The sequence below is a fragment of the Natronomonas gomsonensis genome (genome assembly GCF_013391635.1).
In the GTDB taxonomy this organism is placed as follows: domain Archaea; phylum Halobacteriota; class Halobacteria; order Halobacteriales; family Haloarculaceae; genus Natronomonas; species Natronomonas gomsonensis_A.
Genome location: NZ_JACAWU010000002.1, coordinates 1,625,505 through 1,647,219 on the forward strand (window position 1 = coordinate 1,625,505; position 21,715 = coordinate 1,647,219).

Genomic DNA, 21,715 nt, shown 5'->3' on the forward strand with positions numbered 1-21,715 from the left:
AGTATTTTGCCGACGCTACCGAAAGTGGACGTAATGCGGATACGCGAAGCCGAAGCAAGCGAGGCGTCGATGCTGGCAGAGACGTTCTGGCATCCCCTCGCAGAGCGGATGGAACAGTATTCCGAGTTGAACGCGTTGGCGGACGACGCCGTCGAAGTCGCTGTCGAGGGGTTCGAATCACTACTGGAAGACGAACAACGGACCGTCTTCCTGCTCGAAGACGAAGACACCGAAATCGGATTCGTGGCCGTCGAGTTCGGTGAGCGACCCACACGCGAGGCCGGCAGATACGTCTCGATTACCGATTTGTACGTCAAAGACGGACATCGCGGACAGGGCTACGGCACGAAACTGCTCGAGCGAGTCGAGACGCTAGCGGCGACAGAGGATTGTGACTACCTCGACGTCTCGGCGGAGTGGGAAAACCACGACGCGAGGGCGTTCTACGAGAACGCCGGGTACGATGCGAAACAGGTCACGTACGCGAAGCCGCTCGACTGACTCGAAATCGGTCCGCCAAGCGACCGGCGGGATATTTCCGGCCGCCGGCCCCACTGTCGGTATGGACGGCTCTGCGCTCGCGCGGGAGTACTACCGGAGCATCGACGACGACGACTACGAGACGCTCGAGTCGCTTCTCGCCGAGGGGTTCGTCCACGGGCGCCCCGATAGAACGCTCTCCGGTAGGGAACGGTTCGTCGAGTTCATGCGCGAAGAGCGCCCCGAAACCGACACCGAGCACGTCATCGATGCGGTGTACAGCACGGGCGACGGCGCCCGCGTCGCCGCCGAGGGACGACTGCTCCGGGCCGACGGCGAGGTGTGGTTCGGCTTCGTCGACACCTTCGACATCGACGGCGAGGCGATTGCCGACATCCGAACGTACACCGACGAACACCCGCTCTGACTAGGAACCGTCGCCGACCGCGGTTTCGCCGACCGGTTCGTGACCCTCGATGACTTCGGCGCCGCCCATGTACGGCTGGAGCGGTTCGGGCACGTCGACGGTGCCGTCGTCGTTCTGGTAGTACTCGAGGATGGCGACGACGACGCGCGGAATCGCCACCCCCGAACCGTTCAGGGTGTGAATGTACTCCGCGGATTCGTGCTGTTCGGGGCGGTATTGGATGCCGGCACGGCGGGCTTGGAAGTCCTCGAAGTTCGACACCGACGAGACTTCGAGCCACCGACCGCCGGCCTCGGGACCGTCTTCCATGTCGTCGCCGGGCGCCCACACCTCGACGTCGTACTTCTTGGCCTGCGTAAAGCCCATGTCGCCGGTGCACATCTCCAGAGTGCGGTAGGGGAGGCCGAGCGCCTCCAGCACGGAGGTCGCTTCCTCGAGCAGCCCCTCCAGTCGGTCGTAGCTCTCCTCGGGGCGGACGAAGTTCACCATCTCGACCTTGTTGAACTGGTGGACGCGGACGATGCCGCGCGTCTCGGTACCGTGTTCGCCGGCCTCTCGACGGAAGTTCGGCGAGTACGCCTGGTGTTTGATTGGGAGGTCGTCGTCGAGCAGAATCTCGTCGCGGTACATGTTCGTCACCGGCACCTCGGCGGTCGGCAACAGCCAGAGGTCGTCGTCGTCGTAGGCCTCGTCGTTGTCGCCGCCGATGCGGTAGGCGTCTTCGACGAACTTCGGGAACTGCCCGGTGCCGCGCATCGACGCGGAGTTGACCGGAATCGGCGGGAACACGTCGGTGTACCCCTGCTCGCGGTGGGTCTCCAGCATGAACTGCACGAGGGCGTGTTCGAGTTGAGCACCCTCGCCCTTCGCGAAGTAGAAGCCGCCGCCGGTCACTTTCGCGCCGCGTTCGAAATCGAGGATGTCCAACTCCTCGCCGAGGTCGTAGTGGGGGACGACCTCCTCGGGCAGTTCCCGTCGGTCCTCGAAGCCCCAGCGGTCGACTTCGACGTTGTCGGATTCGTCCTCGCCGACGGGAGCGTCGGGATGTGGGACGTTCGGAATCTCCAGTAGTGCCGCCTCCAGTTCGGCTTCGAGTTCCTCGGCGCGTTCCTCGACGGTCTCGAGTTCGGCTTTCAGTTCCTGGGACTCCTCGATTGCGGCCTGGGCCTTCTCCTCCTCGCCGGCCTGTTTCAGTTCGCCGATCTGACTGGAGACCTCGTTGCGCTGGTGACGCAGGTCGTCGCCTTTCGCCTTGAGTTGTCGCCACTCCTCGTCGACCTCGAGGATTCGGTCGAGGTCGACGTCGACGCCCTTCGTCTCCAGCGCCCGCCGGACCTCCTCGGTGTTCTCGCGGACGAACTGCCTCGATAGCATTTGTCGGCGGTTCGGCAGGCCCGGGCAAAGTCGTGTCGGTCGCGTGCGACCGGTTGTCGGCCGCTCGCGCCGAGTAAACACGACGCCGAGCGTGTCGGGTTGACGACAGACCGAAGTGTTGGGGACGTGTTGGCCCGCCCATGATAGAGCAGTATCTCCAGCGGCTCTTCACCTGGGAGAGCCTCGAAAACACCGAACGGGGCGTCGAGTTCGAGTTGAAGAACCGGCTCATCGAAGCCGAGTTCGAGGGAATCACGCTGGTTGCCCTCGACGAGGAGGAGGTCCCACAGGGTGACATTACGGTGGAGTTGTCGGAAGACGAGCAGTATCGAGCCGACGAGATAACGCCGGAGGACCCACTCGAACTCGACCTCGCGGAGACCGTCCAGATGGTGCTCGACCGCGACCGACTCCGCCTCGGCGTCCACGAACTCCAGGTCGGCCTCGAAGTCGAGGGGTACGGTGAGGTGAGTTTCACCACCGACGACGAGATTACCGAGGAGGACCTCGTCGACGTCGACCCCGCCGACTACACCGTCGCGGAGCTGACCGACCTCGCCGGCGGAATCGCCGAACCGGAGTCCCTAGAACGACTGCTCGAACGCGAACGCGAGGGGAAGAACCGCAAGACGGCCGTCCCGGCGCTCGAAGAGCGACTGGAGGAGGCCGAACCGCTCACCGAAGACGAGATGGTCGTCACCGAAACGTCCTCGAAATCGTCCGGCGGGAACCTCGTCAACGAACTGCTCGTGAACGTCCTTGAGTCACCACAGCGCGTCTCGGTGTATCTCACCGTCCAGACGCTCGGCAGCGGGACCCCCGAGACCATCGCCGGCCGAATGGTGCTGTCTGAGGACACCGTCCAGTCGACGCTAGAGGACTTCGAGAGCGAGGGCATCGCCGAGCGGAACGCCGACGGCCAGTACAGCGTCGCCTCGCCGATTACGGTGTTACAGAAGCGACAGAACACGCTGTGGTCGGCGCTCCAGCGGTCGCTCTGAGACGGCAAGGTCGGGCTTTTTGCTCCTGTGCTCCGAGACACCAGTATGGGAATCGGAGACGTGTACGAGGTGCGTTCGATGACGGATTGGTACTACGTCGACACCGGCATGTACGGCACCTCCGGGTACGGTGCCGTCTACATCCTCGACGGCGAGCGTCCCGCTATCGTCGATACGGGCATCGGGACGAACTACGAGCGAATCCTGACCGCACTGGAGTCGATCGGCATCGCGCCGGGCGACCTCGAGGCGATAGTGGTCACGCACGTCCACCTCGACCACGCGGGTGGGGCGGGTTTTCTCGCCGCCGAAACCGACGCCGACGTGTACGTTCACGAGAAGGGCGCGAAGTTCCTCTCGGACCCGGAGGCCCTCTGGGAAGGGACGAAAAGCGCCGTCGGCGAGCTAATCGAGTACTACACGGAGCCGAAACCGGTTCCGGTCGACCGCATCGAGCCGATTCACGACGGCACCACTATCGATCTTGGCGACCGGCATCTGGAGACCCACGACGCTCCCGGCCACGCCTTCCACCAGGCCATCTTCCACGAACCCGACGACGACATCGTGTTCACCGCCGACGCCGCGGGTATCTACGTGCCCGAATACGACGCCATCCGCGAGACCTCCCCACCGCCGGGGTTCGACCTCGAAGCGGTCGTCGCGGACGCCCGGATGATAGCCCGAATCGACCCCGAGACGCTGTGTTACGCCCACTTCGGTCCGGCGGCGACCGACGAACGGCTCTCGGAGTACGTCGGCGTCATCGCCGAATGGGTCGAACGCGTCGCCGAGAAACGCGAGGAATTGGACGACGACGAGGCAGTCATCGAGCACTTCGTCGACGAGAGCGACATCAGCGAGGTGTGGGGGCAAAAGAAAGGCGACGGCGAAGTAGCGATGAACGTCAGGGGCGTGTTCCACTACCTCGACGAACGGGCCGAAGACAGCGAGTGAACCGTCTACGCCGACTGCGTCCCCGGGGTTTATTCGCCACGGCGGTGAACCGATGAGTCGATGACGGAGGGACCGTGTCCAGTCAACTGATTCCACTCGTCGCGGCGATCATCGCGCTGGGCGTCGGCGCGCAGTTGCTCGCTGACCGCTTCGAAGTGCCGAGTATCGTCTTCCTGCTCGCCGCAGGCATTGGACTCGGCCCCGAAGGACTCGGCGTCGTGACGAGCGACTCCTTCGGGGCCCTTCCGGCTATCGTCGGACTGTCGGTCGCCATCATCGTCTTCGAAGGGGCCTTTCATCTCCGGGTTGAGAAGCTTCGACAGGCCACGAGCGAGAGCCTCCGGCTGATAACTATCGGCGCGCTCATCGCGCTGGTCGGGACGGCGGTCGCGGTTCGGTTCGCCCTCGGAGCCGACTGGGGCATCGCGTTTCTCGTCGGCGCGCTCCTGATAGCGACCGGCCCGACGGTTATCACGCCCATCCTCAACGTTGTTCCCGTCCGCGACCGGGTGCAGGCCGCACTAGAAACCGAAGGCATCGTCAACGACGTGACTGCGGCCATCCTCGCCGTCGTGGTGTTCAAAGTGATTCGCCTCGAAGAGCCGACTCTCGGCGCCTTCCTGGCGCTGTTCATCGAGCGCCTCGGTGGCGGCATACTCATCGGAGCCACCGTCGCTGCCGCCGTCTGGTTCGTTCTCAGGTACATCGACCTCTCGCCGGGGGACGCCCCCCGGAACGCTCGACTCGTCGTCCTCGCCGGCGCGCTCGTCGCCTTCGGCACCGGGGAAATCCTCGCCAGCGAGGCGGGCGTCGCCGCCGCCGCAACCGCCGGTATCGTCCTCGGGAACCTCGACATCCCCTACGAGGAACAGATATCCGAGTTCAAAGGCGACATCACGCTCATCGTGTTGTCGTTCGTCTTCATCGCGCTGGCGGCGCTTTTGGAACTCGAAGACCTGCTGGCGCTCGGCATCGGTGGCGTGGCCGTCGTCGTCGCCGTCGCGTTCCTCATCCGTCCGCTGTTGGTGTATCTCTCGACGGTGGGCGGCAACTTCACGCGCTCCGAACGGCTGTTCGTCGGCTTCGTCGGGCCGCGGGGAATCATCCCCGCGTCGGTCGCGACGCTGTTCGCCATCGAACTCCAGACCGTCGCCGAGGAAGCAGCGGCCGCCGGACAGATGGCACGGGCCGCCCAGCTGGAGGCCAACGCGACGCTTCTGGTCGGAACCGTGTTCCTCGTGATTCTCGCGACGGTCGTCTTGCAGGGCGGGTTCGCCCGTCACATCGCGGAATACCTCGACGTGATACCAATGCGTGTACTCGTAATCGGAGGCGGACAGGTCGGCCGAGAGGTCGCCACACGCCTCGAAGACAGAGGAGAGAACGTCGTCATCATCGAGAACGACGACGAAGCAGTCGAACGGGCCCGCAAGGAGGGGTTCACCGTCCACATCGGTGACGGGACGAAAATCGACACCCTTCGGTCGGCCGGCGTCGAGAACGCCTCGACGGTCGTCGCAGCGACCGGTAACGACGAGGTGAACCTGCTGGTCGGCCAACTCGCCGTCACGAAGTTCGACGTCGAGCGCGTCATCTGCCGGGCGAACGACGCCGAGAACGTCGAGGCCTTCGATGAGTTGGGCGTCGACACCATCTCCTCGACGCTGGCGACGGCCCAGGCCATGGACAACGCCATCGAGCGGCCGGCGCTGGCCAGTTGGTCCGGGTCCATCGGCGAAGAGGGCGACGTACAGGAAGTGACTGTTCGCAACAGCGAGTTCGTCGGCCAGACCATCAGCGAGGTCGGTCCGGAACTGCCGGGGCGCTGTCTGGTCGTTCTCGTCTCCCACGACGATGAAACGTTCGTCCCCGAGGCCGATTACGTCCTCCAGGAGGGCGACCGAATCACCCTCGTCGGCGAACACGACGCGGTTCGGGACGCGATGGCCCTCTGTCGCGGGGATTAACCCCCCGAGGATTCGTGGCAGACCGTTTAAGGGGTCCGCTCTCTCCTATAGGATAGACCATGATTCACACCGAGGGCCCGCTTCTGTCTATCGACGTCGGACGACAGGAGACGACCGAGGAAGACATCGACGAGGTACTGGAGGCGTTCGTCGGCGGCCGCGGCGTCGGCACGAAACTCGCCCACGACCGCATTCCGTTCGACGCCGACCCGCTCGGCGCCGAAAACAGACTGGTGTTCGCGACGGGACCGCTGCAAACGTCGATGATGAGCTACACCGGCCGGATGTCCTGTACCGGCCTCTCGCCGTTGACCGACGGCCTACTGTCGTCGAACGCCGGCGGCTTCATGTCCCGGCCGTTCGTCGACACTGGCTATTCGGCCGTCGAAATCGCCGGCGCGAGTGACGAACTCGTCGGCGTCCACGTCACCGACGAAGGCGTCGAGTTCGAGGCTGTCCCCGACCTCGCGGAGGCGACCGTCGAGGAGACGACCGAGTACATCGAGGAGTCGTCCGGACTCGACATGGAACACACCGCCGTCGTCGGTCCCGCCGGCGAGAACGAGGTGCGGTTCGCCTCCATCATGACCAGCGAATCCCGCGCCTTCGGCCGCGGCGGCCTCGGCGCCGTCCTCGGCGCGAAGAACGTGAAGTTCCTCACATTCGACGGCGACTCCCGACCCGAAATCGAGGGCGTCGACGAGGAACTCGTCATGGAGATTCACAAGGAGGCCTCCGAATCCGGCAGTCCGATGAAAGACGCCGGCACGGTTTCGGTCTCCGACTACGCCAACGCCGTCGGCGCACTCCCGACGAAGTACTTCGAGGAGCTTCGCTACGACGGGGTCGACGACATCGGTTCGGCTGCCGTCATCGAACACAAATACAAGAAGGGAACGTGTTCGTCGTGTGCCTTCGCGTGTAAACTGCCGACCCGCGACGAGGAGTCCGGGCTCGAAACCGAGGGCCCCGAGTACGAGACGATGATGTCGTTCGGCTCGAACGCTCTCGTCGACGACTTCGTCGCCATCATGAAATCCAACGAGTTGTGTGACCAGTACGGACTCGACACCATCTCCTGTGGCGACTCGATTGCGGCCTACCTCGCCGCCGAAGACGAGTTCGGCAACACCGACCTCATCCACGACCTTATCGAAAAAATCGCCTTCCGAGAGGGCGTCGGCGACACGCTCGCGGAGGGAATCGACCGCTTCCACGAGGAGTTGGGCGTCGACAACTGGACGATGAAGGGCATGGAGTTCGCCGCCCACGACGGCCGGACGCTGAACGGACAGGGCCTGTCCTTCGCCACCTCGAACCGCGGCGCCGACCACATGTACGCCGAGATGTACCAACTCGAGTACCCGCTCGTCGCGCCCGACCAGGCGCTTGACTCCGACGGCGTCGAGGGGAAATCCGAGCGGCTCATCGAGATGGAGAACAAAAACGCCGTCCACGACTCCGGCGTCCTCTGTAAGTTCGCCTTCTCGAGTATGGACCACGACCGCTACGCGCGGCTGTTCGACACTGACTGGGAGACGTTTCAGGAAGTCGGCGGCAATATCATCGAACTCGAACGCCACTTCAACAACGAGCGCGGCTTCGACCGCAGCGACGACGACGCCCTCCCCTACGAACTGGCGGGTCTCGACGCGGAGTTGTCGAACTACTACGAACTGCGTGGCTGGAACGACGACGGCACCGTCCCAGACGCGAGCGTCAGTGGCAGTCCGGCCCCGGCAGACGACTGAACCGACGCCAGCCCGCTATTCGTCCGGTTCGCCGCGCCACGCCGACGACCCGTCGCCGCCGCCCGTTTTGTACGTCCCGCGGGCGGTGGCGATGTCGGTTCCCTCCTCGTCGGTAACGTCGACTTCGACGGTGGCGACGTTGTTGCCGTTTCGGATGACCTCCGCATCGGCGTACAGCGTCCCGCCGGTAGCCGGCGAGAGGTAGTCGATGCGCATGTCGATAGTCGGCGTGACGGTGTAGTTCGCGGAGACAGCCGCCGCACCGCCGATGGTGTCCGCGAGGGCGTACGTGACGCCGCCGTGGGCAATCATCGTGTTCGGGTTCGAGGAGTGCTCCGAGGAGAGCTCCAGTTTCCCCTTCGCGTGACCGTCCTCGGCGTCCAGTAGTTCGATTCCGAGGCGGTCGTTGAACGGCATCTCGTCGAACAGCTCCGAGAGGACCATACCCGAACTCCACCGTCGGCGGGGAAAAATCCGTCCCCTCGGATAGGGTGGCGTAACTGACAACATCACCGCCCCCGAGAAGCGTGTATGTTCGACGAAATCATGCGGAAGTTCGAAGACAGCCCGAGCCAACAGGCTGTCATTCGGCTGCTGTTGGAGCGGGGCTTTTCGGTCAACGACGAGGGGCGAGTCGTTTCCGGCGGCATCGAGATTCCGAACACGGGAATCGCCCGGGAGATCGACGTCGACCGGCGGGTCGTCGACGCGACGACCGACGCCATCCTCGCCGACGACGAACTCCGGCGCATCTTCCAGAACATCTCCGCGATTCCGTCGTTGATGGACCTCGCGCCGGTACTCGATTTGACCGTCCTCACGGTTCGTGTCGGCGACGCCGACGAACCTGGCATCGTCGCCGCGGTGACGGGCTGTATCGCAGACCACGGTATCTCGATTCGACAGACGATAAGCGAGGACCCGGAGTTCACCGACGAACCGAAACTGTACATCGTTACCGACGAATCGCTCGACGGCGAGTTGATAAACGAGATTCGGTCGCTGCCGTTCGTCCGGAAAATCGAGTTGGAGTGACGCCGTCTATCAGTTCTTCGTCGGTTCGGATTCGCCGTGGGTCTCCTCGTCCTCGGGGGGTGCGTGGCCCTCGACGGCTTCGGCGACCCCGGTGTCTTTGGGCGTGTCGACGTGCCAGCGGTCGACCGACGTCTCGTAGTCGGCCAGTTTGTTGGAGACGCGAATCTTCAGGTCGTCGTCGTTGACGTTCACCTCGAAGACGTAGTCGTCGGTGTCGGCTCGTGAGAGGTTCGCGCTCACGAGTTCGTTGTCGAAGTAGTACGGCGACACCTGGGTCATCACGTTCTTGTAGACGCTACCCTCGACCTTCCGGAGGGCTTTCCGCGTCGCGGAGTCGGCGGCGCGGGCGACGTAGTTGATGGACTTCCGCCACTCGTTGACCGCCTCCTCGGGGTCTTCGAGGCTGTCGTAGGAGTCCGCGAGTTTCTCGCCGGCCGTCTTCAGATCTTCGTCCGGTCCCTTGCCCGCTTTTTCCCCTTCACCTTCCGAGACGCTCGCCTTCTCGGCGGTCTTTTCGTTGACGTCCTCGCCGAGCCGTTCGTCGGCCTTCGGCCGCCATTCGTCCCACTCTTCGAGGGCAGTCTCGTCGACGTCCTGTTCCTCGTCGGCGAGGTCCTTCAGCGCACGAGTGAGTCGTTCGCCATGTTCGACGATGTCTCCCCAACTCCCACGAACTTTGAAGCCGGAGACGCTCTCTTCGACCTCCATTGCTGGCGGCTACGGTGCCGGGACGTTTACCTCTTGTCGCTCGTCGCTCCCAACGACTGGCTTTAAGCCGTCGGCGCACGGCCTACCGGTATGCCAATCGAGGACCGTGATGACGCCCACGTCATCACTCACGCGCTCGCGAAGCACACCCTCTCGGAGCTTCGGTCGGTCGACACCGACCAGGTCGCGTTCCGCAACGGCCTCATCGACCTCGGGCGGCTCTGTGGTTTCGAAATCATCGACGGCATGATGGACACCGAGTACGTCTCGATTACGACGCCGCTTGCGGAGACCACCGGCGAGGTCGTCAAGGGACTCGACGATGTGGTCATCGTCAACGTTCTGCGGGCGGCGACGCCGTTCGTCGAGGGGTTAGTCGAGGCGTTCCCGCACGCCCGCCAGGGCGTCATCTCGGCGGGGCGCGACGAGGACGCGGGCATGGACGACGACGGCGAGTTCCCCATCACCGTCGACTACGTGAAACTGCCGGACATCAACGAGGACGACACCGTCATCGTCGCCGACCCGATGTTGGCCACCGGAAGCACGATGGTCGCGGTGTTGGAGGAAGTCTTGGAGAAGGGCAACCCCGAACGGCTCGTGGTGCTCTCGGCTGTGAGCGCGCCGCCGGGACTCGTCCGCGTCGACGAGGCGTTCCCGAAGGCCGACATCCTCACCGTCAGCATCGACGAGCGCCTCGACGACGACGGCTACATCGTCCCCGGCGTCGGCGACGCGGGCGACCGAGCCTTCGGCACCTGACCGGCGTTTCTCCTCGAGATACGCGAGACCGCAGCCACGACTGATTTCCACCCGAACCCGTCTCAACCCCTCTACTTCACGTGGAGATGGCCGCTTTCCTGCGGTTTCGTTCCTGTCGAAGCGTCAGACGTACGACCGACAACGACGTTATAGCTCGATTCGACCACTGGTGGCGCTCCGAAGACGGTCACGAAGCGCGTCGGCCTCGGCGACCGGCACCCGGATTTCGAATCGGACGCGTTCGCCGTAGTCGGCCTCGAACGTGACGGCTTCGCTTTCGAGGATTCCCCGGACCGTCCCCGAGTCGTCGTAGTCGACGACGGCGCGAAACGTCTCCTGTGGCCGTTGTTCGATAACGCTGGCGGCGTCGACGGCGTCCTTCGCCGCCTGCGAGTACGCCCGGACCAAGCCGCCGACACCGAGGTTCGTCCCGCCGTAGTAGCGTGTGACGACGACGACGACGTTCTCCAACTCCCGACCCGAGAGCACCGACAGCATCGGTTTTCCGGCGCTCCCGGAGGGTTCGCCGTCGTCGGAGGCGTACTCCCGAAACGGGTCCGCCCGGACCCGGTAGGCCGGCACGTTGTGGGTGGCGTCGTCGTACTCGGCTTCGATTTCGTCGACGAACGCCTCCGCGGCCTCGACGGAGTCGACCGGCGCGGCGTGACCGATGAACTCCGACCCCTGCACCGTGAACCGCGCCGTCCCCCGACCGGCCAGCGTCAGATAGGCGTCGTCGGACACACACCGACTCCGAACGCGGTCGGTAAACGCGTTTCGCGTCGCAAGCGCGTTCGGCCGGTATTTATACGGACGGCCGACGAAGTCGCTTTCGATGGAGGCGTTGACGCTCGCGACGTTCGTGGCCGCCGGGGGAGCCAGCCTGTTCATGGCGTGGGCCATCGGCGCCGGGTCGTCCGGGTCGACGCCGTTTGCACCCGCCGTCGGCGCCAACGCCATCTCGGTGATGCGCGCCGGCTTCTTCGTCGGGATTCTCGGCCTGCTCGGGGCCACGCTACAGGGCGCGAACGTCACTGAAGCAGTCGGTCGAGAACTCGTCGTCGGCACGACGCTGTCGCCCGGCGCGGCCATCGTCGCGTTGAGCATCGCCGCGGGCCTCGTCGCCGTCGGCATCTTCACCGGCTACCCCATCGCGACGGCCTTCACCGTCACCGGTGCGGTCGTCGGCGCCGGCCTGGCGATGGGGGGTGGCCCCGCGTGGACGAAGTACACGGAGATACTCTCGGTGTGGACGCTGACCCCGTTCGTCGGTGGCGGCATCGCCTACGCGACGGCGAAACTACTCCGGCGGGAGGCGGTCCCGGAACGGGTGGCGATTCCCGCACTCGCCGGCGTCGTCGGCGCGCTGTTGGCGAACGTCGAGTTCGTCCTTCTGGGGCCGCCCGACGGGGTCGGCAGCCTCTCGACGACGCTCGGTGGCGGACTCCCCGGTCAGGTGGCGGTGACGCTCGTCTTCGCGGGCGCCGTCGCGGGCGCACTCGCCGCCGACATGCGCAGCGACGAAGCGGCGGGCCAACGCCACTTCCTGCTCGCGTTGGGTGCGCTCGTCGCCTTCTCCGCGGGCGGCAGTCAGGTCGGGCTCGCGCTCGGTCCCCTGTTGCCGTTGTTCGACACCACGAGCGTCGAGATTCCGCTCATCGCGCTGCTGTTCGGCGGCGGTTTCGGCCTGCTGTTGGGATCCTGGACCGCCGCGCCACGGATGATAAAGGCCATCGCACAGGACTACTCCTCGCTCGGGCCACGCCGCTCTATCGCCGCGCTCATTCCCTCTTTCGCCATCGCACAGACGGCCATCCTGCTCGGCGTTCCCATATCGTTCAACGAAATCATCGTCTCGGCGGTCGTCGGCGCCGGCGCGGCCGCCGGCACCGGTGGTGTCAGCCGTGGGAAAATGGGGTACACCGTGTTGGCGTGGGTCGGGTCGCTGCTATTGGCCAGCGTGTTGAGTTTCGGCCTCTACACCGCCGCGACGGCGGTGCTGTAATCGTCGTCGGACGCGTCACTCCTCGTCGGCGATTTGCTCTTCGGGCTCCGGTTCGTCGTAGGCCTCGGTGCGGACGAGGCGGGCCTTCATGATGCGCGTGTTCTCGACGCTCTCGATATGGATGTCGATGCCGTCGTACTCGATGGTCTCGCCCTCCTCGACGAGGCGACCGGCGCGGTTGAAGATGAACCCCGCCAGCGTCTCGAACTCCTCGCCCTCCGGGATGTCGATGTCGAGGGCCTCGTTGACCTCGTCGATGTTCACTTCGCCTTTGATAATCGCGGTGCGGTCGTCGATGAACTCGATTGGCTCCTCTTCGCCCGCTTCCAGCAGTTCGCCGACGATTTCCTCGGTGATGTCCTCCATCGTCACCAATCCCTCTGTGGTGCCGAACTCGTCGATGACGATGACCATGTGCATCCGGCTTTCGCGCATCTCCGCGAGCAGTTCGTCGACGTTCTTCGACTCGGGGACGTGGAGCGTCTCCTCGATGACGTCCTCCAGTTCGAGGTTCTCGCCCTCGCCGTAGGAGTAATCGCGGACGAGGTCGCTGACGTGGACGATGCCGAGAACGTTGTCCAGACTACCCTCGTACACCGGGAGGCGTGTGTGACCGGAGTGGACACACTTCTCGAGGGCTTCCTCGATGCTGGCGTCCTTCGAGACCGCTTCCATGTCCAGCCGTGGCGTCATGATTTCCTTGGCGATGGTGTTGGTAAAGCGGAAGATGCGCTGGAGCATCTCGCGTTCGTCCTCCTCGAGGACGCCGGCGCGTTCGCCCGTCTCGATGATGTCGCGAATCTCCTCGCGAGTGACGTACGTCGACTCGATCGAGGACTGGCCGCCGGTGAGTCGGTTGACCTGCCGGGTGAGGTAATCGAAGGTAATCACCAGCGGCATGAGGACGTACTCCGCGTACTGCAGCGGCCGAGCGATGCGGAGGGCCCACGACTCGGTGTGTTCGACGGCGTAGGACTTCGGCGCGCTTTCGCCGAACAGCAACACGAGGGCGGTGATGCCGAACGTCGACGCGAGGACGGCCTGCCCCTGTGAGAGGAAGTACGTCGCCAACAGCCCCGTCGCTATCGACGACATCGCGATGTTGACGATGTTGTTGCCGACGAGGATCGTGACGAGCAACCGGTGGGGGTCGTCCTTGAGGTGTTTCAGCGTCTCGGCCCCCGGGATGTCGTCGGAGACGAGGGCATCCACCCGGTGGGGTGGCAGCGAGAACATCGCGATCTCCGACGACGAGAAGAACCCCGAGAGTGCGACCAATCCGAGGATTACCACGCCGCCGAGTACGATGACGGTCGTGTCACTGAACGGAAGTTCGCCGGCGTCGGGGGCAGCCTGTAACCAGACCGTGACGACCGACAGCGCGAGAGAGCCCATTTAGACGTGCGTTGTTCTTCGGCCGCGGGATTAAGAGTTGTCATGGACGCGAACACCGAGGTCGTGTGTCGTGTGTGTCCGCGGGCGACACCCTTAGGCGGAGACCACCCCAACGTGACGGTATGTCCGAACCAGCGATTACGCTGTACCGACTGCAGGCGTGTCCGTTCTGTGAGCGCGTCGTGCGCGTGTTGGACGACCTCGGTCTGGAGTACCGTTCGCGGTTCGTCGAGGCGCGACACTCCCGTCGCGATGTCGTCAAGCGAATCAGCGGCGCACGAACCGTCCCCGCGATCGTCGACGAATCGACCGGCGTCACGATGAGCGAGAGCGCGAACATCGTCGAGTATCTCGAAACGACGTACGGCGACGGCGACGTAGACCCGGCACATGTCACCGCCAGCGCGGCGGGTGATGCCGAATGAACCTCGGCTTCGACATCGTCGAACTGGGCGACGCCGACCACCCCGAGGCTGGCGAGACCGCACCCGACTTCACACGGCCACTCGTCAACGACGAGTACTGGGAGGACGCCTCGCTGTCGGCGTTGACTGACGACGAGCCGGTCGTCCTCGTGTTCTACCCGATGGATGGCGACTTCCCGGCGACGTACATCTGGCAGGAAATCGACGACCGCGAATGGGTTGATTACGACGCGCACATCGTCGGCCTCTCTATTTCGACGCCGTACGAACACTCCCGGTTCCTCGAGGAGTGGGAGGTCGAGGACTACGAACTGTTCTCGGACCCACAGAACGGCGTCGCCGAGTCCTACGGCATCAGTCACGACCTCGACGGGATGAACGGCATCGCCGAACCGCGGCCGGCGGTGTTCGTCATCGACGAGGACCGAACGATTCGGGAGGCCTGGGTCGCGACGGAGTGGCCGGAGTTCCCGCCGTACAGCGACATCGAGGCCGCAATCGAACGGCTGTGACCGACCAGGACCTGACAGCGGCCGTCGCGGCGATTCGCCGCGGCGACCTCGTGGTGTACCCGACCGAGACGGTGTACGGCCTCGGCGCCGACGCCCTCGACACCGACGCCATCGAGCGTGTCTTCGAGGCGAAGGGCCGACCCCGGGACAAACCGCTCTCGATGGCCCTTCCCGACGCCGATGTCGCCGCCGACTACACCGACCCCTCCAAGCTCGAACGGGCGTTCTGCGAGCGATTCCTCCCGGGCCCCGTCACGGTGCTGTTGGAGCGCAACGACCGCGTCCCAGACGCTCTCGTCGCCGGCAAAGACCACGTTGGAATCCGGGTTCCCGACCACGACGTCGCACGCAGCCTCGCGCGTCGCACCGGCCCGATAACCGCGACGAGTGCCAACCGGAGCGGCGAACCGAGCGCCCGCCGAGTCGACGAAATCGACGCCACCATCCGCGAACGGGCGGTCGTCATCGACGGGGGCGAAACTCCCGGAACCGAAAGCACAGTCGTCGACGTTTCGGCCGGCGAAATCGTCCGTCGGGGGGCGGGCGCGGACGACATCGAGGCGTGGCTGGACGAACATCTATAGGGGAAGCCGCGACCGCAGCGACCGCGTTTTCACCCCGCATTGCCCGCGGTATTCACAGGGGCCACATCGGGAGTCGTCGTGCAGCCGCGGCGGTGGCCCATCGAGCGATTGGACGGTTCGAAGCGCCCGCCGATAGGTAGCCTTGCGGCGCGTCGTGAGTCTGATTTTACGGATGCGGCCGTAGGCGGGATACTCGACGAACGCGCGCTCGATTGGCTCCTCCCGCTCCCACGCCAGCGCCTTCGCCGCCGCGGTCGCCCGAACCGACTGTGGTTCCCAGACGCCGCGCTCCGGCGGTTCACCTGCCGAAACGACGACCGGAACGGCGGGGTCTTCGAGCAGTTTGTGAGCGATGCCGCGACAGTCCTTTCCCTCCAACAGCACGTCCGTCTTCGGGGGATCGGCGAGCGTCTCCCAGCAGTCGAGACGGGCCTTCGCGCTGCCGAGGTTCGAGCGGTACTGCGTCGGCGTGGTCGCTATCGGTTCCGCCGAGAGGTCCGTCGCCGAATCCAGGAGTGCCTCGTAGCGCGTCGCGAGTGCTCGGATTCGTTCGATTTTCTCGGGCGGGCCGCGGTCGTCGTCTCGCCGACGGTAGTACAGTTTTCGCGGACAGTACGCCGCCGTCGCGAGGTCGCTGAATGTCTCCACGGGACGTCTGGTCGCCTTCCCGTATTTGAACCCTCGCTCGTCGGGTTACCGGCCGCGTCGATGTTTCGCCAGCCGAACGAGCAGCGGAACGTCGCTGGCGTGGAGGAGTTTGAGGATGGCCCGCTTCTCGCCGGCGTTGGCTCGCTGGAGCGTCTCGTCGTCGAGACGGTTGAGGTCCGACAGCAGGGTATCGTAGCGGTCGTTCGGCGCGAGATACAGCATCTCCGTCATCAACAGTCGCGAGTCCATGTCCGGGGCCACCTCGTCGTGCCACAGCTCGTCGTACAGCGAGATGGCGTCGGCTGAGGTGTCGGGGTTCGACGGGGTCAGACAGCTGTCGACGGTTTTTGCGGCCGCACGCCCCGACTGCATACACTTGTTGATTCCCTCGCCCCACAGCGGGTCGATTGTCGGGACGGTGTCGCCGATAGCCATGAAGCGGTCCGTGCTGAGGTTCGTCGGCGGCTGGATGTGTGCCGACCCGCGGTGTTGCCGGCCCTCGATGCGTTCGGCGCTCTCGAAGCGTGGGTCGGTGTCGAGCCAGTGGTCGAGATAGCCGTCGATGGTGCGGTCGACCTCGGCGTAGCGCTGGTAACTGTCGTTGCGGATGTAACAGAGCCCGACCTTCGCGGTGTCGCCGCCGGTGTGGAAAATCCACGAGTAGCCGCCGGGAGCGTACTCGTGGTCGAGCCGCAACATCATCGACCGATGCAGGTCGGCGTACCCCTCGTGGTCGAGGTCGACGCCCTCGAACTCGTATTCGATTCCGATGGCGTGGTTCTGCCGAGAGAGGTCGGTGACCCCGAGGTCCTTCGCCAGCGGCGCGGCCGGCCCCGTCGCGTCGATTACCACGTCGCCGTACACCTCTTCCGAACCGTTGTACTTCACGCCGACCGGTTCGCCGTCCTCGACGATGGGTTTCGAGACCCGGGCGTCGAAGTAGTACTCCGCACCGCGCTGCTGGCCGTCCTCGACCAGGAACTCCTTGAACGCGCCGAAATCGAGGACTGCGCCCGGCCGTTCCCGGGCGAAGTAGTCGTTCGGCGATTCGATGACCACGTCGTCGGTGAACTGCATCACCACGTCGTCGGGGATTCCGAACGACGCCATCATCGACGGGAACGTCCCGCCGGTGGACTTGTTGCTCTGACGTGGGAACTCGTCTTCGGATTCCGTCTCCAACACGACGACATCGTACCCTCTCGCGGCGAGGTCGCGTGCACACTGCCCGCCGGCCGGACCCGCCCCGGCGATGACCACGTCAAAGCGCTCGCGCATACGGGTTCCTCACGCGTTTCCGTAATGAGTTTTCCTGACTTGCCGCGTCGGCACCGAAAAAATAGTGGCCCGAGCGTCAGTCGTCGGCGGGCGCGGCGTCGGTTGGCGTCTCGGCCGACGCCGAAACCGTCGCGCCGCTCGACTCCAGGGCCTCGACGATGAGTTCCGCCACGTCGACGATTTCGATGTCTTCCTCGAAGCCACCGGTCTTGCGGCCGTCCTCGTACATCGTCATACACATCGGACAGGCGACGACGAACTTCTCGATGGCTTCGCCGGCCTCGGTGTCGTTCAGCGCCTCCCGGAGGCGTTCCTCGCTGGGTTTGGTCTCCTCTTCGAGGTCCATCCAGAGACCGCCGCCGCCGCCACCGCAGCAGAAAGAGTTCTCGCGGTTGCGCGGCATCTCGTGGAGGTCACACCCGGTCGCACGGACGAGTTCCCGTGGCGCCTCGTACTCGTCGTTGAACCGGCCGAGGTGACAGGGGTCGTGGTAGGTGACCGTGTAGTCGAGTTCGGTTCCCGACAGGCCGAGAACGTTCGAGTCGACCAGCTCCTCGACGGCCTGCGTCCAGTGGTACACGTCGATGTCGCCGTCGGCGTTCCAGTAGCCTTCGATGGCGAACTCCATCATCGGGTCGTCGGCGAACTCCTCGAAGTCGACCTCCGGGTACTCGTTTTTGAACGTGTTGTAGGAGTGGGGGTCCGTACAGACGATAGTGTCGTAATCGCACTCCTCGAAGGTGTCGACGAGCGTGCCGGCCTGCTCGACGAAGAGGAACTCCTCGCCGATACGGCGGATGTCGTTGCCGTCGTACACCTCGTCCTCGTAGAGGATACCCACGTCGACGTCGGCGTGTTCGAAGATTTTCGCCAGCGAACGGGCGACCTTCTTGTTGCGCTCGTCGTAGGAGGGGTAGTCGCCGACGTACCAGAGGTAGTCGACGGACTCCTCTCGGGCGTCGGTGACCTCGAAGTCGAGGTCGTCGGCCCAGTCGCCGCGGTCGGTCGGCGAGTCGCCGAAGGTGTTGCCCTTCGTCATCACGTTCTGGAAGACGTCCTGAATCTGGGGGCGAACGTCGCCCTGGTCGACGAGCTGGCGGTTCAGCCGAGTGAACGATTTGAGGTGCTCGATTTCGACCGGACAGGCGTCCATGCAAGCCATACAGGCCATACAGGACTCCATCGTCTCGGTGTCGATGACGCCGCCGTCGGCGATGATCTCCTCCGTGTCGCCGCCGGCGTCCAGCGATTCGCGGTACTCCTTGAGGTCGAGAATCACGTCGCGGGGGTCCAGCGGTCGGCCGGAGGCGTTGGCGGGGCAGACGGACGAACAGCGGCCGCACTTCGTACAGGCGTCCTGGTCGAGCATCTCCTTCCACGTGAAGTCGTCCATGGACTCGGCGTTGGTCGCATCGAGGTCGGAGGGCACACCCGGCAGTCGCGCGCCGGCTTTCTCGTCGCGGGCGACGATGTTGGCGAACGACGAGATCATGTGGAACGGTTTGGCATACGGGATCGCCGCGAGGAAGACGAACGCGAGCAGGGTGTGGGACCACCACGCGACGGGGTACACCGTCCGGACCATCGCGGCGTCCATCCCAATACCTTGCAGACCGAGGGCGGTCGCCCAGCCGACGAAACTCACCGTCTCGTGGGCGGGGAACCCGTTTCCGAGGATACGGAGCCCCTCGAGGAGGAACCCGCCGACGCCGATGAGGAACAGCGACCACACGAGGAAGGCGTCCTCCCAGTTGGTGTGTTTGCCCCACAGGCGGTCGTTGCGGGTGACGTAGCGCCGCCACAGCGCGATGGCGAGGCCGACGACGAACAGCAGGCCGAGCGCGTCGGTCACGAGCGAGTAGGAGAGATAGAAGTCACCGACGAAGAAGGAATCACCGATGACGATGCGGTAGAAGTCGATGTCGATAAAGAGGATGGTCGTCGCGATGAGCAGGGTCAGAAAGCCCCAGAGGATGAAGGCGTGCATGAGGCCGCCGACCAGATCGCGGTTGAACTGTTTCTCGTTCGATGCGACGATTTTCGCCGCGCTGACGACCCGTCCGGGCAGGTCGTCGAGCCGGTCGAACCAGTCCTCGGTGCCTTCGGCGTATCGCGCGAAGCGCTGATAGACGCCGATGGCGAGGACGAGTACCGTCAACGTGGCGAGGAAGTAGAAGACCGCCTTCTGGACAGGGCCGATGAGCCAGTAGGTCTCCCGTGTGACCTCACTTCCCGCCTGAAGCGCCATGGACATACGGCAATAGGCAGGGGCGTATCCGCTTAAGTTTTGTTACACGGAACCGCCGTAGGGCGCTGTTGTGGCAAAATTTGGCTTTCGAGTGGCCGCTCAGACGACTGTCACGATGGCGACGACGAGGAAGCACCCGGCGACGACGAGCGCCGGCCCGTCGAGCCACGTGAACCGAAGCGCCGGCAGCGTCGGGTTCCACGCGAAACAGCGGGCCTGCAGGGCGTCGGCGAACCGCTCGGAGCGGTCGAAGGCGCCGTCGAGCGCCGACAGCAACACCGACGCGATGCGTTCGTGGACGGGGCGTTCGGTGCCGAGACGCGCGCGTTGGGCGTCGCGAATCCGGGCGAGGTCGGCCTGCAGGACGGGCAAGAACCGGAAGACGAAGGCGACGCTCATCCCGAGGAACTGTCCGGTTCGGCCGGGGACGTGTCGCTGGACGACAGCGCGGGACTCCCGAACCGGCGTCGTCCGGACATAGGCGGCGCTGACGGCCAACACCAACAGGATTCGGTAGGCCGCGAGTGCCGGCGCGACGGCATCACCGACGACGACCCACGGGGACCCGAGCGTCAGCGCCTCGACGACGGGCGCGGCCGCCAACAGCGGGAGGACGTACTTCAGCTCCGAGAGGGCCGTCCACGGCGGCGTCGCGGCGACGGCGAGCATGCCGACGGCGACGACGGACAAAACGGCCAGACCGCGAGGCGTCGTGTAGGCGAAGGCGACGGTGACGAAGCCGATTTGGACGGCGAGTTTCGAACGGGGGTCGAGACGGTGGGCCAGCGAGTCGCCGGGTTCGTAGCTCAGCACGGTCGCACGTCGAATTGGGCAAGTCGGTCACGAGCCGTCTCCGGGTTGGCGTCCAAGACGACGGTCCCCGACGAGAGCGCGACGACGCGGTCGGCCCGCCCGAGTACGTCCCGGAGGTCGTGAGTGACGACGACGATGCTCGTCCCGGATTCCGCGAGCCCATCGAGGTGGTCGAGGACGGCCCGTCGTGACGGCCAGTCCAGCCCCGCGAACGGTTCGTCCAACACGAGGTGGTCGGGGTCCATCGCGAGCGCTCCGGCGATAGCGACGCGGGCCTGTTCGCCACCGGAGAGGTGGTCGAGGCGCTCGTCGGCTCGGTCGGCCATGTCGACGGCGTCCAGCGCCGATTCTACCCGGTCGTCGATTTCGGCCCGCGTGAGGCCGAGGTTCTCGGGGCCGAAGGCCACGTCCGCGCCGACGGTGGCGGCGACGAAGCAGTCCCGCGGGTTCTGAAACACCATGCCGACGGCCGTCCGTGCGGCGACGAGGTCTTCGTCGACCGGCCGACCGTTGACGGACACCTCGCCGTCGTCCGGTTCCAACAGCCCGCTGAAGTGTCGGACCAGCGTGGTCTTTCCGGAGCCGTTGGCACCCGCGAGGACGAGGAACTCGCCGTCCTCGATGGTCAGCGAGACGCCGTCGAGGGCCGTCGTCTCCCCGTAGCGGTGAACGAGACCCTCGGTTCGAATCATGCGGTGTTGAGGCGGTCGCTATGGACGATGCCGACGGCGGCGGCGATTTTTACGGCTTCGGCCGGGAGGAACAGCAGACCAGCGTTGACGATGGCCGTCGTCCACGTCACGTCGAGGTAGTACCAGTAGACGGGGATGCCGAAGGCGTAGACGACCGGGACCGCGAGTGCCATCCCGACGATGAGGCGGCCGACCGAGACGGATTTCGGAGCCTCCGGTTCGAAACCGCCGTGGATGATGGCCCCGACGAGGAGGGCAGCGAATGGATACGACACCAGATACCCGCCGGTCGCACCGAAGAACGAACCCAACCCGGCGGACCCACTGGAGAACACCGGCACGCCCAGCGCGCCCGCGAGCAGATACACGACCATCGCCGCGCCTCCCCACACCGGTCCGAGGAAAATGGCCGCGAGGAATACGCCGAGTACCTGCAGCGTCACCGGAACGCTCGGAACCAGCGGATTCGGGAACGATACGTAGGCGAAGGCGCCCATCAACGCCGCGAACAGGGCGACGCGGGCGACGTTCAGCGTCATCTCCGACCCGACGAGGTCGACGTCGGTTGTCGATGTGTTAGCCATACTCCCTGCGAGTTCGTCAACCCTCTTTTGTGTATCGGTCGACGACGCGCTCGGGAACAGGCTTATGTG

23 protein-coding genes are annotated in these 21,715 nt (G+C 65.0%); 12 read left to right on the forward strand and 11 right to left on the reverse strand.

The features are described 5' to 3' along the window. The first annotated feature begins 33 nt into the window (after window positions 1-33). Both HWX69_RS16975 and HWX69_RS16980 read left to right on the forward strand, forming a co-directional pair. A complete protein-coding gene (locus HWX69_RS16975; RefSeq protein ID WP_178918215.1) occupies window positions 34-501 on the forward strand; it encodes a GNAT family N-acetyltransferase in 468 nt (155 codons plus the stop codon). 61 nt (window positions 502-562) lie between these two features. After that, the gene (locus HWX69_RS16980; protein WP_178918216.1) at window positions 563-907 is read left to right on the forward strand and encodes a nuclear transport factor 2 family protein; all 345 of its coding nucleotides are present in this window, start codon (window positions 563-565) and stop codon (window positions 905-907) included. Here HWX69_RS16980 and serS read toward each other — a convergent pair whose 3' ends face one another. Then, the gene (gene serS, locus HWX69_RS16985) at window positions 908-2,281 is read right to left on the reverse strand and encodes a serine--tRNA ligase (protein WP_178918217.1); all 1,374 of its coding nucleotides are present in this window, start codon (window positions 2,279-2,281) and stop codon (window positions 908-910) included. Window positions 2,282-2,421: 140 nt separating this feature from the next. On the opposite strand from serS, the gene HWX69_RS16990 reads away from it, so the two are divergent. The 4 genes from HWX69_RS16990 (at window position 2,422) to HWX69_RS17005 (ending at window position 7,957) form a co-directional block, all read left to right on the forward strand. After that, entirely contained in the window at window positions 2,422-3,282 is an 861-nt protein-coding gene (locus tag HWX69_RS16990) for a hypothetical protein (RefSeq protein WP_178918218.1), read from the forward strand. Window positions 3,283-3,327: 45 nt separating this feature from the next. Next, the gene (locus HWX69_RS16995) at window positions 3,328-4,239 is read left to right on the forward strand and encodes an MBL fold metallo-hydrolase (RefSeq protein ID WP_178918219.1); all 912 of its coding nucleotides are present in this window, start codon (window positions 3,328-3,330) and stop codon (window positions 4,237-4,239) included. 74 nt (window positions 4,240-4,313) lie between these two features. Continuing rightward, window positions 4,314-6,206, forward strand: a complete 1,893-nt coding sequence (locus HWX69_RS17000; RefSeq protein WP_178918220.1) for a cation:proton antiporter domain-containing protein — start codon at window positions 4,314-4,316, stop codon at window positions 6,204-6,206. Window positions 6,207-6,265: 59 nt separating this feature from the next. After that, window positions 6,266-7,957, forward strand: coding sequence for an aldehyde ferredoxin oxidoreductase family protein (locus tag HWX69_RS17005; RefSeq protein ID WP_178918221.1), 1,692 nt, complete (start codon window positions 6,266-6,268; stop codon window positions 7,955-7,957). Window positions 7,958-7,972: 15 nt separating this feature from the next. Here the strand turns inward: HWX69_RS17005 and HWX69_RS17010 are convergent, their stop codons facing one another. Further along, complete coding sequence (locus tag HWX69_RS17010; protein ID WP_178918222.1) at window positions 7,973-8,401, reverse strand: PaaI family thioesterase; 429 nt, start codon at window positions 8,399-8,401, stop codon at window positions 7,973-7,975. 87 nt (window positions 8,402-8,488) lie between these two features. Between HWX69_RS17010 and HWX69_RS17015 the strand changes: the two genes are divergently transcribed. Further along, entirely contained in the window at window positions 8,489-8,992 is a 504-nt protein-coding gene (locus HWX69_RS17015) for an amino acid-binding protein (RefSeq protein WP_156707859.1), read from the forward strand. Between the two features lie 9 nt (window positions 8,993-9,001). Here the strand turns inward: HWX69_RS17015 and HWX69_RS17020 are convergent, their stop codons facing one another. Continuing rightward, window positions 9,002-9,700, reverse strand: coding sequence for a DUF5828 family protein (locus tag HWX69_RS17020; RefSeq protein WP_178918223.1), 699 nt, complete (start codon window positions 9,698-9,700; stop codon window positions 9,002-9,004). A 90-nt stretch (window positions 9,701-9,790) separates the two neighbouring features. Here HWX69_RS17020 and upp point away from each other — a divergent pair, with 90 nt between their 5' ends. Beyond that, window positions 9,791-10,462, forward strand: coding sequence for a uracil phosphoribosyltransferase (upp, locus tag HWX69_RS17025; protein ID WP_156707857.1), 672 nt, complete (start codon window positions 9,791-9,793; stop codon window positions 10,460-10,462). Window positions 10,463-10,609: 147 nt separating this feature from the next. Here upp and HWX69_RS17030 read toward each other — a convergent pair whose 3' ends face one another. After that, entirely contained in the window at window positions 10,610-11,206 is a 597-nt protein-coding gene (locus tag HWX69_RS17030) for an IMPACT family protein (RefSeq protein WP_348643038.1), read from the reverse strand. 91 nt (window positions 11,207-11,297) lie between these two features. Between HWX69_RS17030 and HWX69_RS17035 the strand changes: the two genes are divergently transcribed. Then, complete coding sequence (locus HWX69_RS17035) at window positions 11,298-12,467, forward strand: inorganic phosphate transporter (protein WP_178918225.1); 1,170 nt, start codon at window positions 11,298-11,300, stop codon at window positions 12,465-12,467. Window positions 12,468-12,482: 15 nt separating this feature from the next. Here the strand turns inward: HWX69_RS17035 and HWX69_RS17040 are convergent, their stop codons facing one another. Then, entirely contained in the window at window positions 12,483-13,862 is a 1,380-nt protein-coding gene (locus HWX69_RS17040) for a hemolysin family protein (protein ID WP_178918226.1), read from the reverse strand. Window positions 13,863-13,984: 122 nt separating this feature from the next. Between HWX69_RS17040 and HWX69_RS17045 the strand changes: the two genes are divergently transcribed. Genes HWX69_RS17045 through HWX69_RS17055 form a run of 3 tightly spaced genes read left to right on the forward strand, consistent with a single transcriptional unit; the run spans window position 13,985 to window position 15,383 of the window. Then, window positions 13,985-14,287 (forward strand): glutaredoxin family protein, encoded by a 303-nt coding sequence (locus tag HWX69_RS17045; RefSeq protein ID WP_156707854.1) that lies wholly within the window; start codon window positions 13,985-13,987, stop codon window positions 14,285-14,287. Beyond that, the gene (locus tag HWX69_RS17050) at window positions 14,284-14,799 is read left to right on the forward strand and encodes a peroxiredoxin family protein (RefSeq protein WP_178918227.1); all 516 of its coding nucleotides are present in this window, start codon (window positions 14,284-14,286) and stop codon (window positions 14,797-14,799) included. The genes HWX69_RS17045 and HWX69_RS17050 overlap by 4 nt, the downstream gene beginning before the upstream one ends. After that, on the forward strand, window positions 14,796-15,383 hold the full coding sequence (locus HWX69_RS17055) for an L-threonylcarbamoyladenylate synthase (RefSeq protein ID WP_178918228.1): 588 nt from the start codon (window positions 14,796-14,798) through the stop codon (window positions 15,381-15,383). Before HWX69_RS17050 ends, HWX69_RS17055 begins: the two co-directional genes overlap by 4 nt. On the opposite strand, the gene HWX69_RS17060 is transcribed toward HWX69_RS17055, so the two are convergent. From HWX69_RS17060 to HWX69_RS17085, 6 genes are all read right to left on the reverse strand, one after another. Further along, window positions 15,378-16,031, reverse strand: coding sequence for a hypothetical protein (locus HWX69_RS17060; RefSeq protein ID WP_178918229.1), 654 nt, complete (start codon window positions 16,029-16,031; stop codon window positions 15,378-15,380). The genes HWX69_RS17055 and HWX69_RS17060 overlap by 6 nt on opposite strands. Window positions 16,032-16,076: 45 nt before the next feature. Next, a complete protein-coding gene (locus tag HWX69_RS17065; protein WP_178918230.1) occupies window positions 16,077-17,309 on the reverse strand; it encodes a digeranylgeranylglycerophospholipid reductase in 1,233 nt (410 codons plus the stop codon). Window positions 17,310-17,385: 76 nt separating this feature from the next. Further along, window positions 17,386-19,557: a heterodisulfide reductase-related iron-sulfur binding cluster gene (locus HWX69_RS17070; RefSeq protein WP_178918373.1), complete on the reverse strand. Its 2,172-nt coding sequence runs from the start codon at window positions 19,555-19,557 to the stop codon at window positions 17,386-17,388. A gap of 99 nt (window positions 19,558-19,656) precedes the next feature. Then, window positions 19,657-20,370, reverse strand: a complete 714-nt coding sequence (locus tag HWX69_RS17075) for a CbiQ family ECF transporter T component (protein ID WP_178918231.1) — start codon at window positions 20,368-20,370, stop codon at window positions 19,657-19,659. Continuing rightward, window positions 20,364-21,062 (reverse strand): energy-coupling factor ABC transporter ATP-binding protein, encoded by a 699-nt coding sequence (locus HWX69_RS17080; RefSeq protein WP_178918232.1) that lies wholly within the window; start codon window positions 21,060-21,062, stop codon window positions 20,364-20,366. The genes HWX69_RS17075 and HWX69_RS17080 overlap by 7 nt, the downstream gene beginning before the upstream one ends. Then, window positions 21,059-21,646 (reverse strand): biotin transporter BioY, encoded by a 588-nt coding sequence (locus tag HWX69_RS17085; protein ID WP_178918233.1) that lies wholly within the window; start codon window positions 21,644-21,646, stop codon window positions 21,059-21,061. The genes HWX69_RS17080 and HWX69_RS17085 overlap by 4 nt, the downstream gene beginning before the upstream one ends. Between the last annotated feature and the right edge of the window lie 69 nt (window positions 21,647-21,715).

Excerpts from the sequence above, each read along its gene's own strand:
- HWX69_RS16980 (WP_178918216.1), top strand. The coding sequence starts at position 563 with ATGGACGGCTCTGCGCTCGCGCGGGAGTACTACCGGAGCATCGACGAC.
- HWX69_RS17080 (WP_178918232.1), bottom strand. The coding sequence starts at position 21,062 with ATGATTCGAACCGAGGGTCTCGTTCACCGCTACGGGGAGACGACGGCC.
- HWX69_RS17005 (WP_178918221.1), top strand. The coding sequence starts at position 6,266 with ATGATTCACACCGAGGGCCCGCTTCTGTCTATCGACGTCGGACGACAG.
- HWX69_RS17085 (WP_178918233.1), bottom strand. The coding sequence starts at position 21,646 with ATGGCTAACACATCGACAACCGACGTCGACCTCGTCGGGTCGGAGATG.
- HWX69_RS17040 (WP_178918226.1), bottom strand. The coding sequence starts at position 13,862 with ATGGGCTCTCTCGCGCTGTCGGTCGTCACGGTCTGGTTACAGGCTGCC.
- serS (WP_178918217.1), bottom strand. The coding sequence starts at position 2,281 with ATGCTATCGAGGCAGTTCGTCCGCGAGAACACCGAGGAGGTCCGGCGG.
- HWX69_RS17035 (WP_178918225.1), top strand. The coding sequence starts at position 11,298 with ATGGAGGCGTTGACGCTCGCGACGTTCGTGGCCGCCGGGGGAGCCAGC.
- HWX69_RS17050 (WP_178918227.1), top strand. The coding sequence starts at position 14,284 with ATGAACCTCGGCTTCGACATCGTCGAACTGGGCGACGCCGACCACCCC.
- HWX69_RS17010 (WP_178918222.1), bottom strand. The coding sequence starts at position 8,401 with ATGGTCCTCTCGGAGCTGTTCGACGAGATGCCGTTCAACGACCGCCTC.
- HWX69_RS17070 (WP_178918373.1), bottom strand. The coding sequence starts at position 19,557 with ATGGCGCTTCAGGCGGGAAGTGAGGTCACACGGGAGACCTACTGGCTC.
- HWX69_RS17045 (WP_156707854.1), top strand. The coding sequence starts at position 13,985 with ATGTCCGAACCAGCGATTACGCTGTACCGACTGCAGGCGTGTCCGTTC.
- upp (WP_156707857.1), top strand. The coding sequence starts at position 9,791 with ATGCCAATCGAGGACCGTGATGACGCCCACGTCATCACTCACGCGCTC.
- HWX69_RS17065 (WP_178918230.1), bottom strand. The coding sequence starts at position 17,309 with ATGCGCGAGCGCTTTGACGTGGTCATCGCCGGGGCGGGTCCGGCCGGC.
- HWX69_RS16990 (WP_178918218.1), top strand. The coding sequence starts at position 2,422 with ATGATAGAGCAGTATCTCCAGCGGCTCTTCACCTGGGAGAGCCTCGAA.
- HWX69_RS16975 (WP_178918215.1), top strand. The coding sequence starts at position 34 with ATGCGGATACGCGAAGCCGAAGCAAGCGAGGCGTCGATGCTGGCAGAG.
- HWX69_RS17015 (WP_156707859.1), top strand. The coding sequence starts at position 8,489 with ATGTTCGACGAAATCATGCGGAAGTTCGAAGACAGCCCGAGCCAACAG.
- HWX69_RS16995 (WP_178918219.1), top strand. The coding sequence starts at position 3,328 with ATGGGAATCGGAGACGTGTACGAGGTGCGTTCGATGACGGATTGGTAC.
- HWX69_RS17020 (WP_178918223.1), bottom strand. The coding sequence starts at position 9,700 with ATGGAGGTCGAAGAGAGCGTCTCCGGCTTCAAAGTTCGTGGGAGTTGG.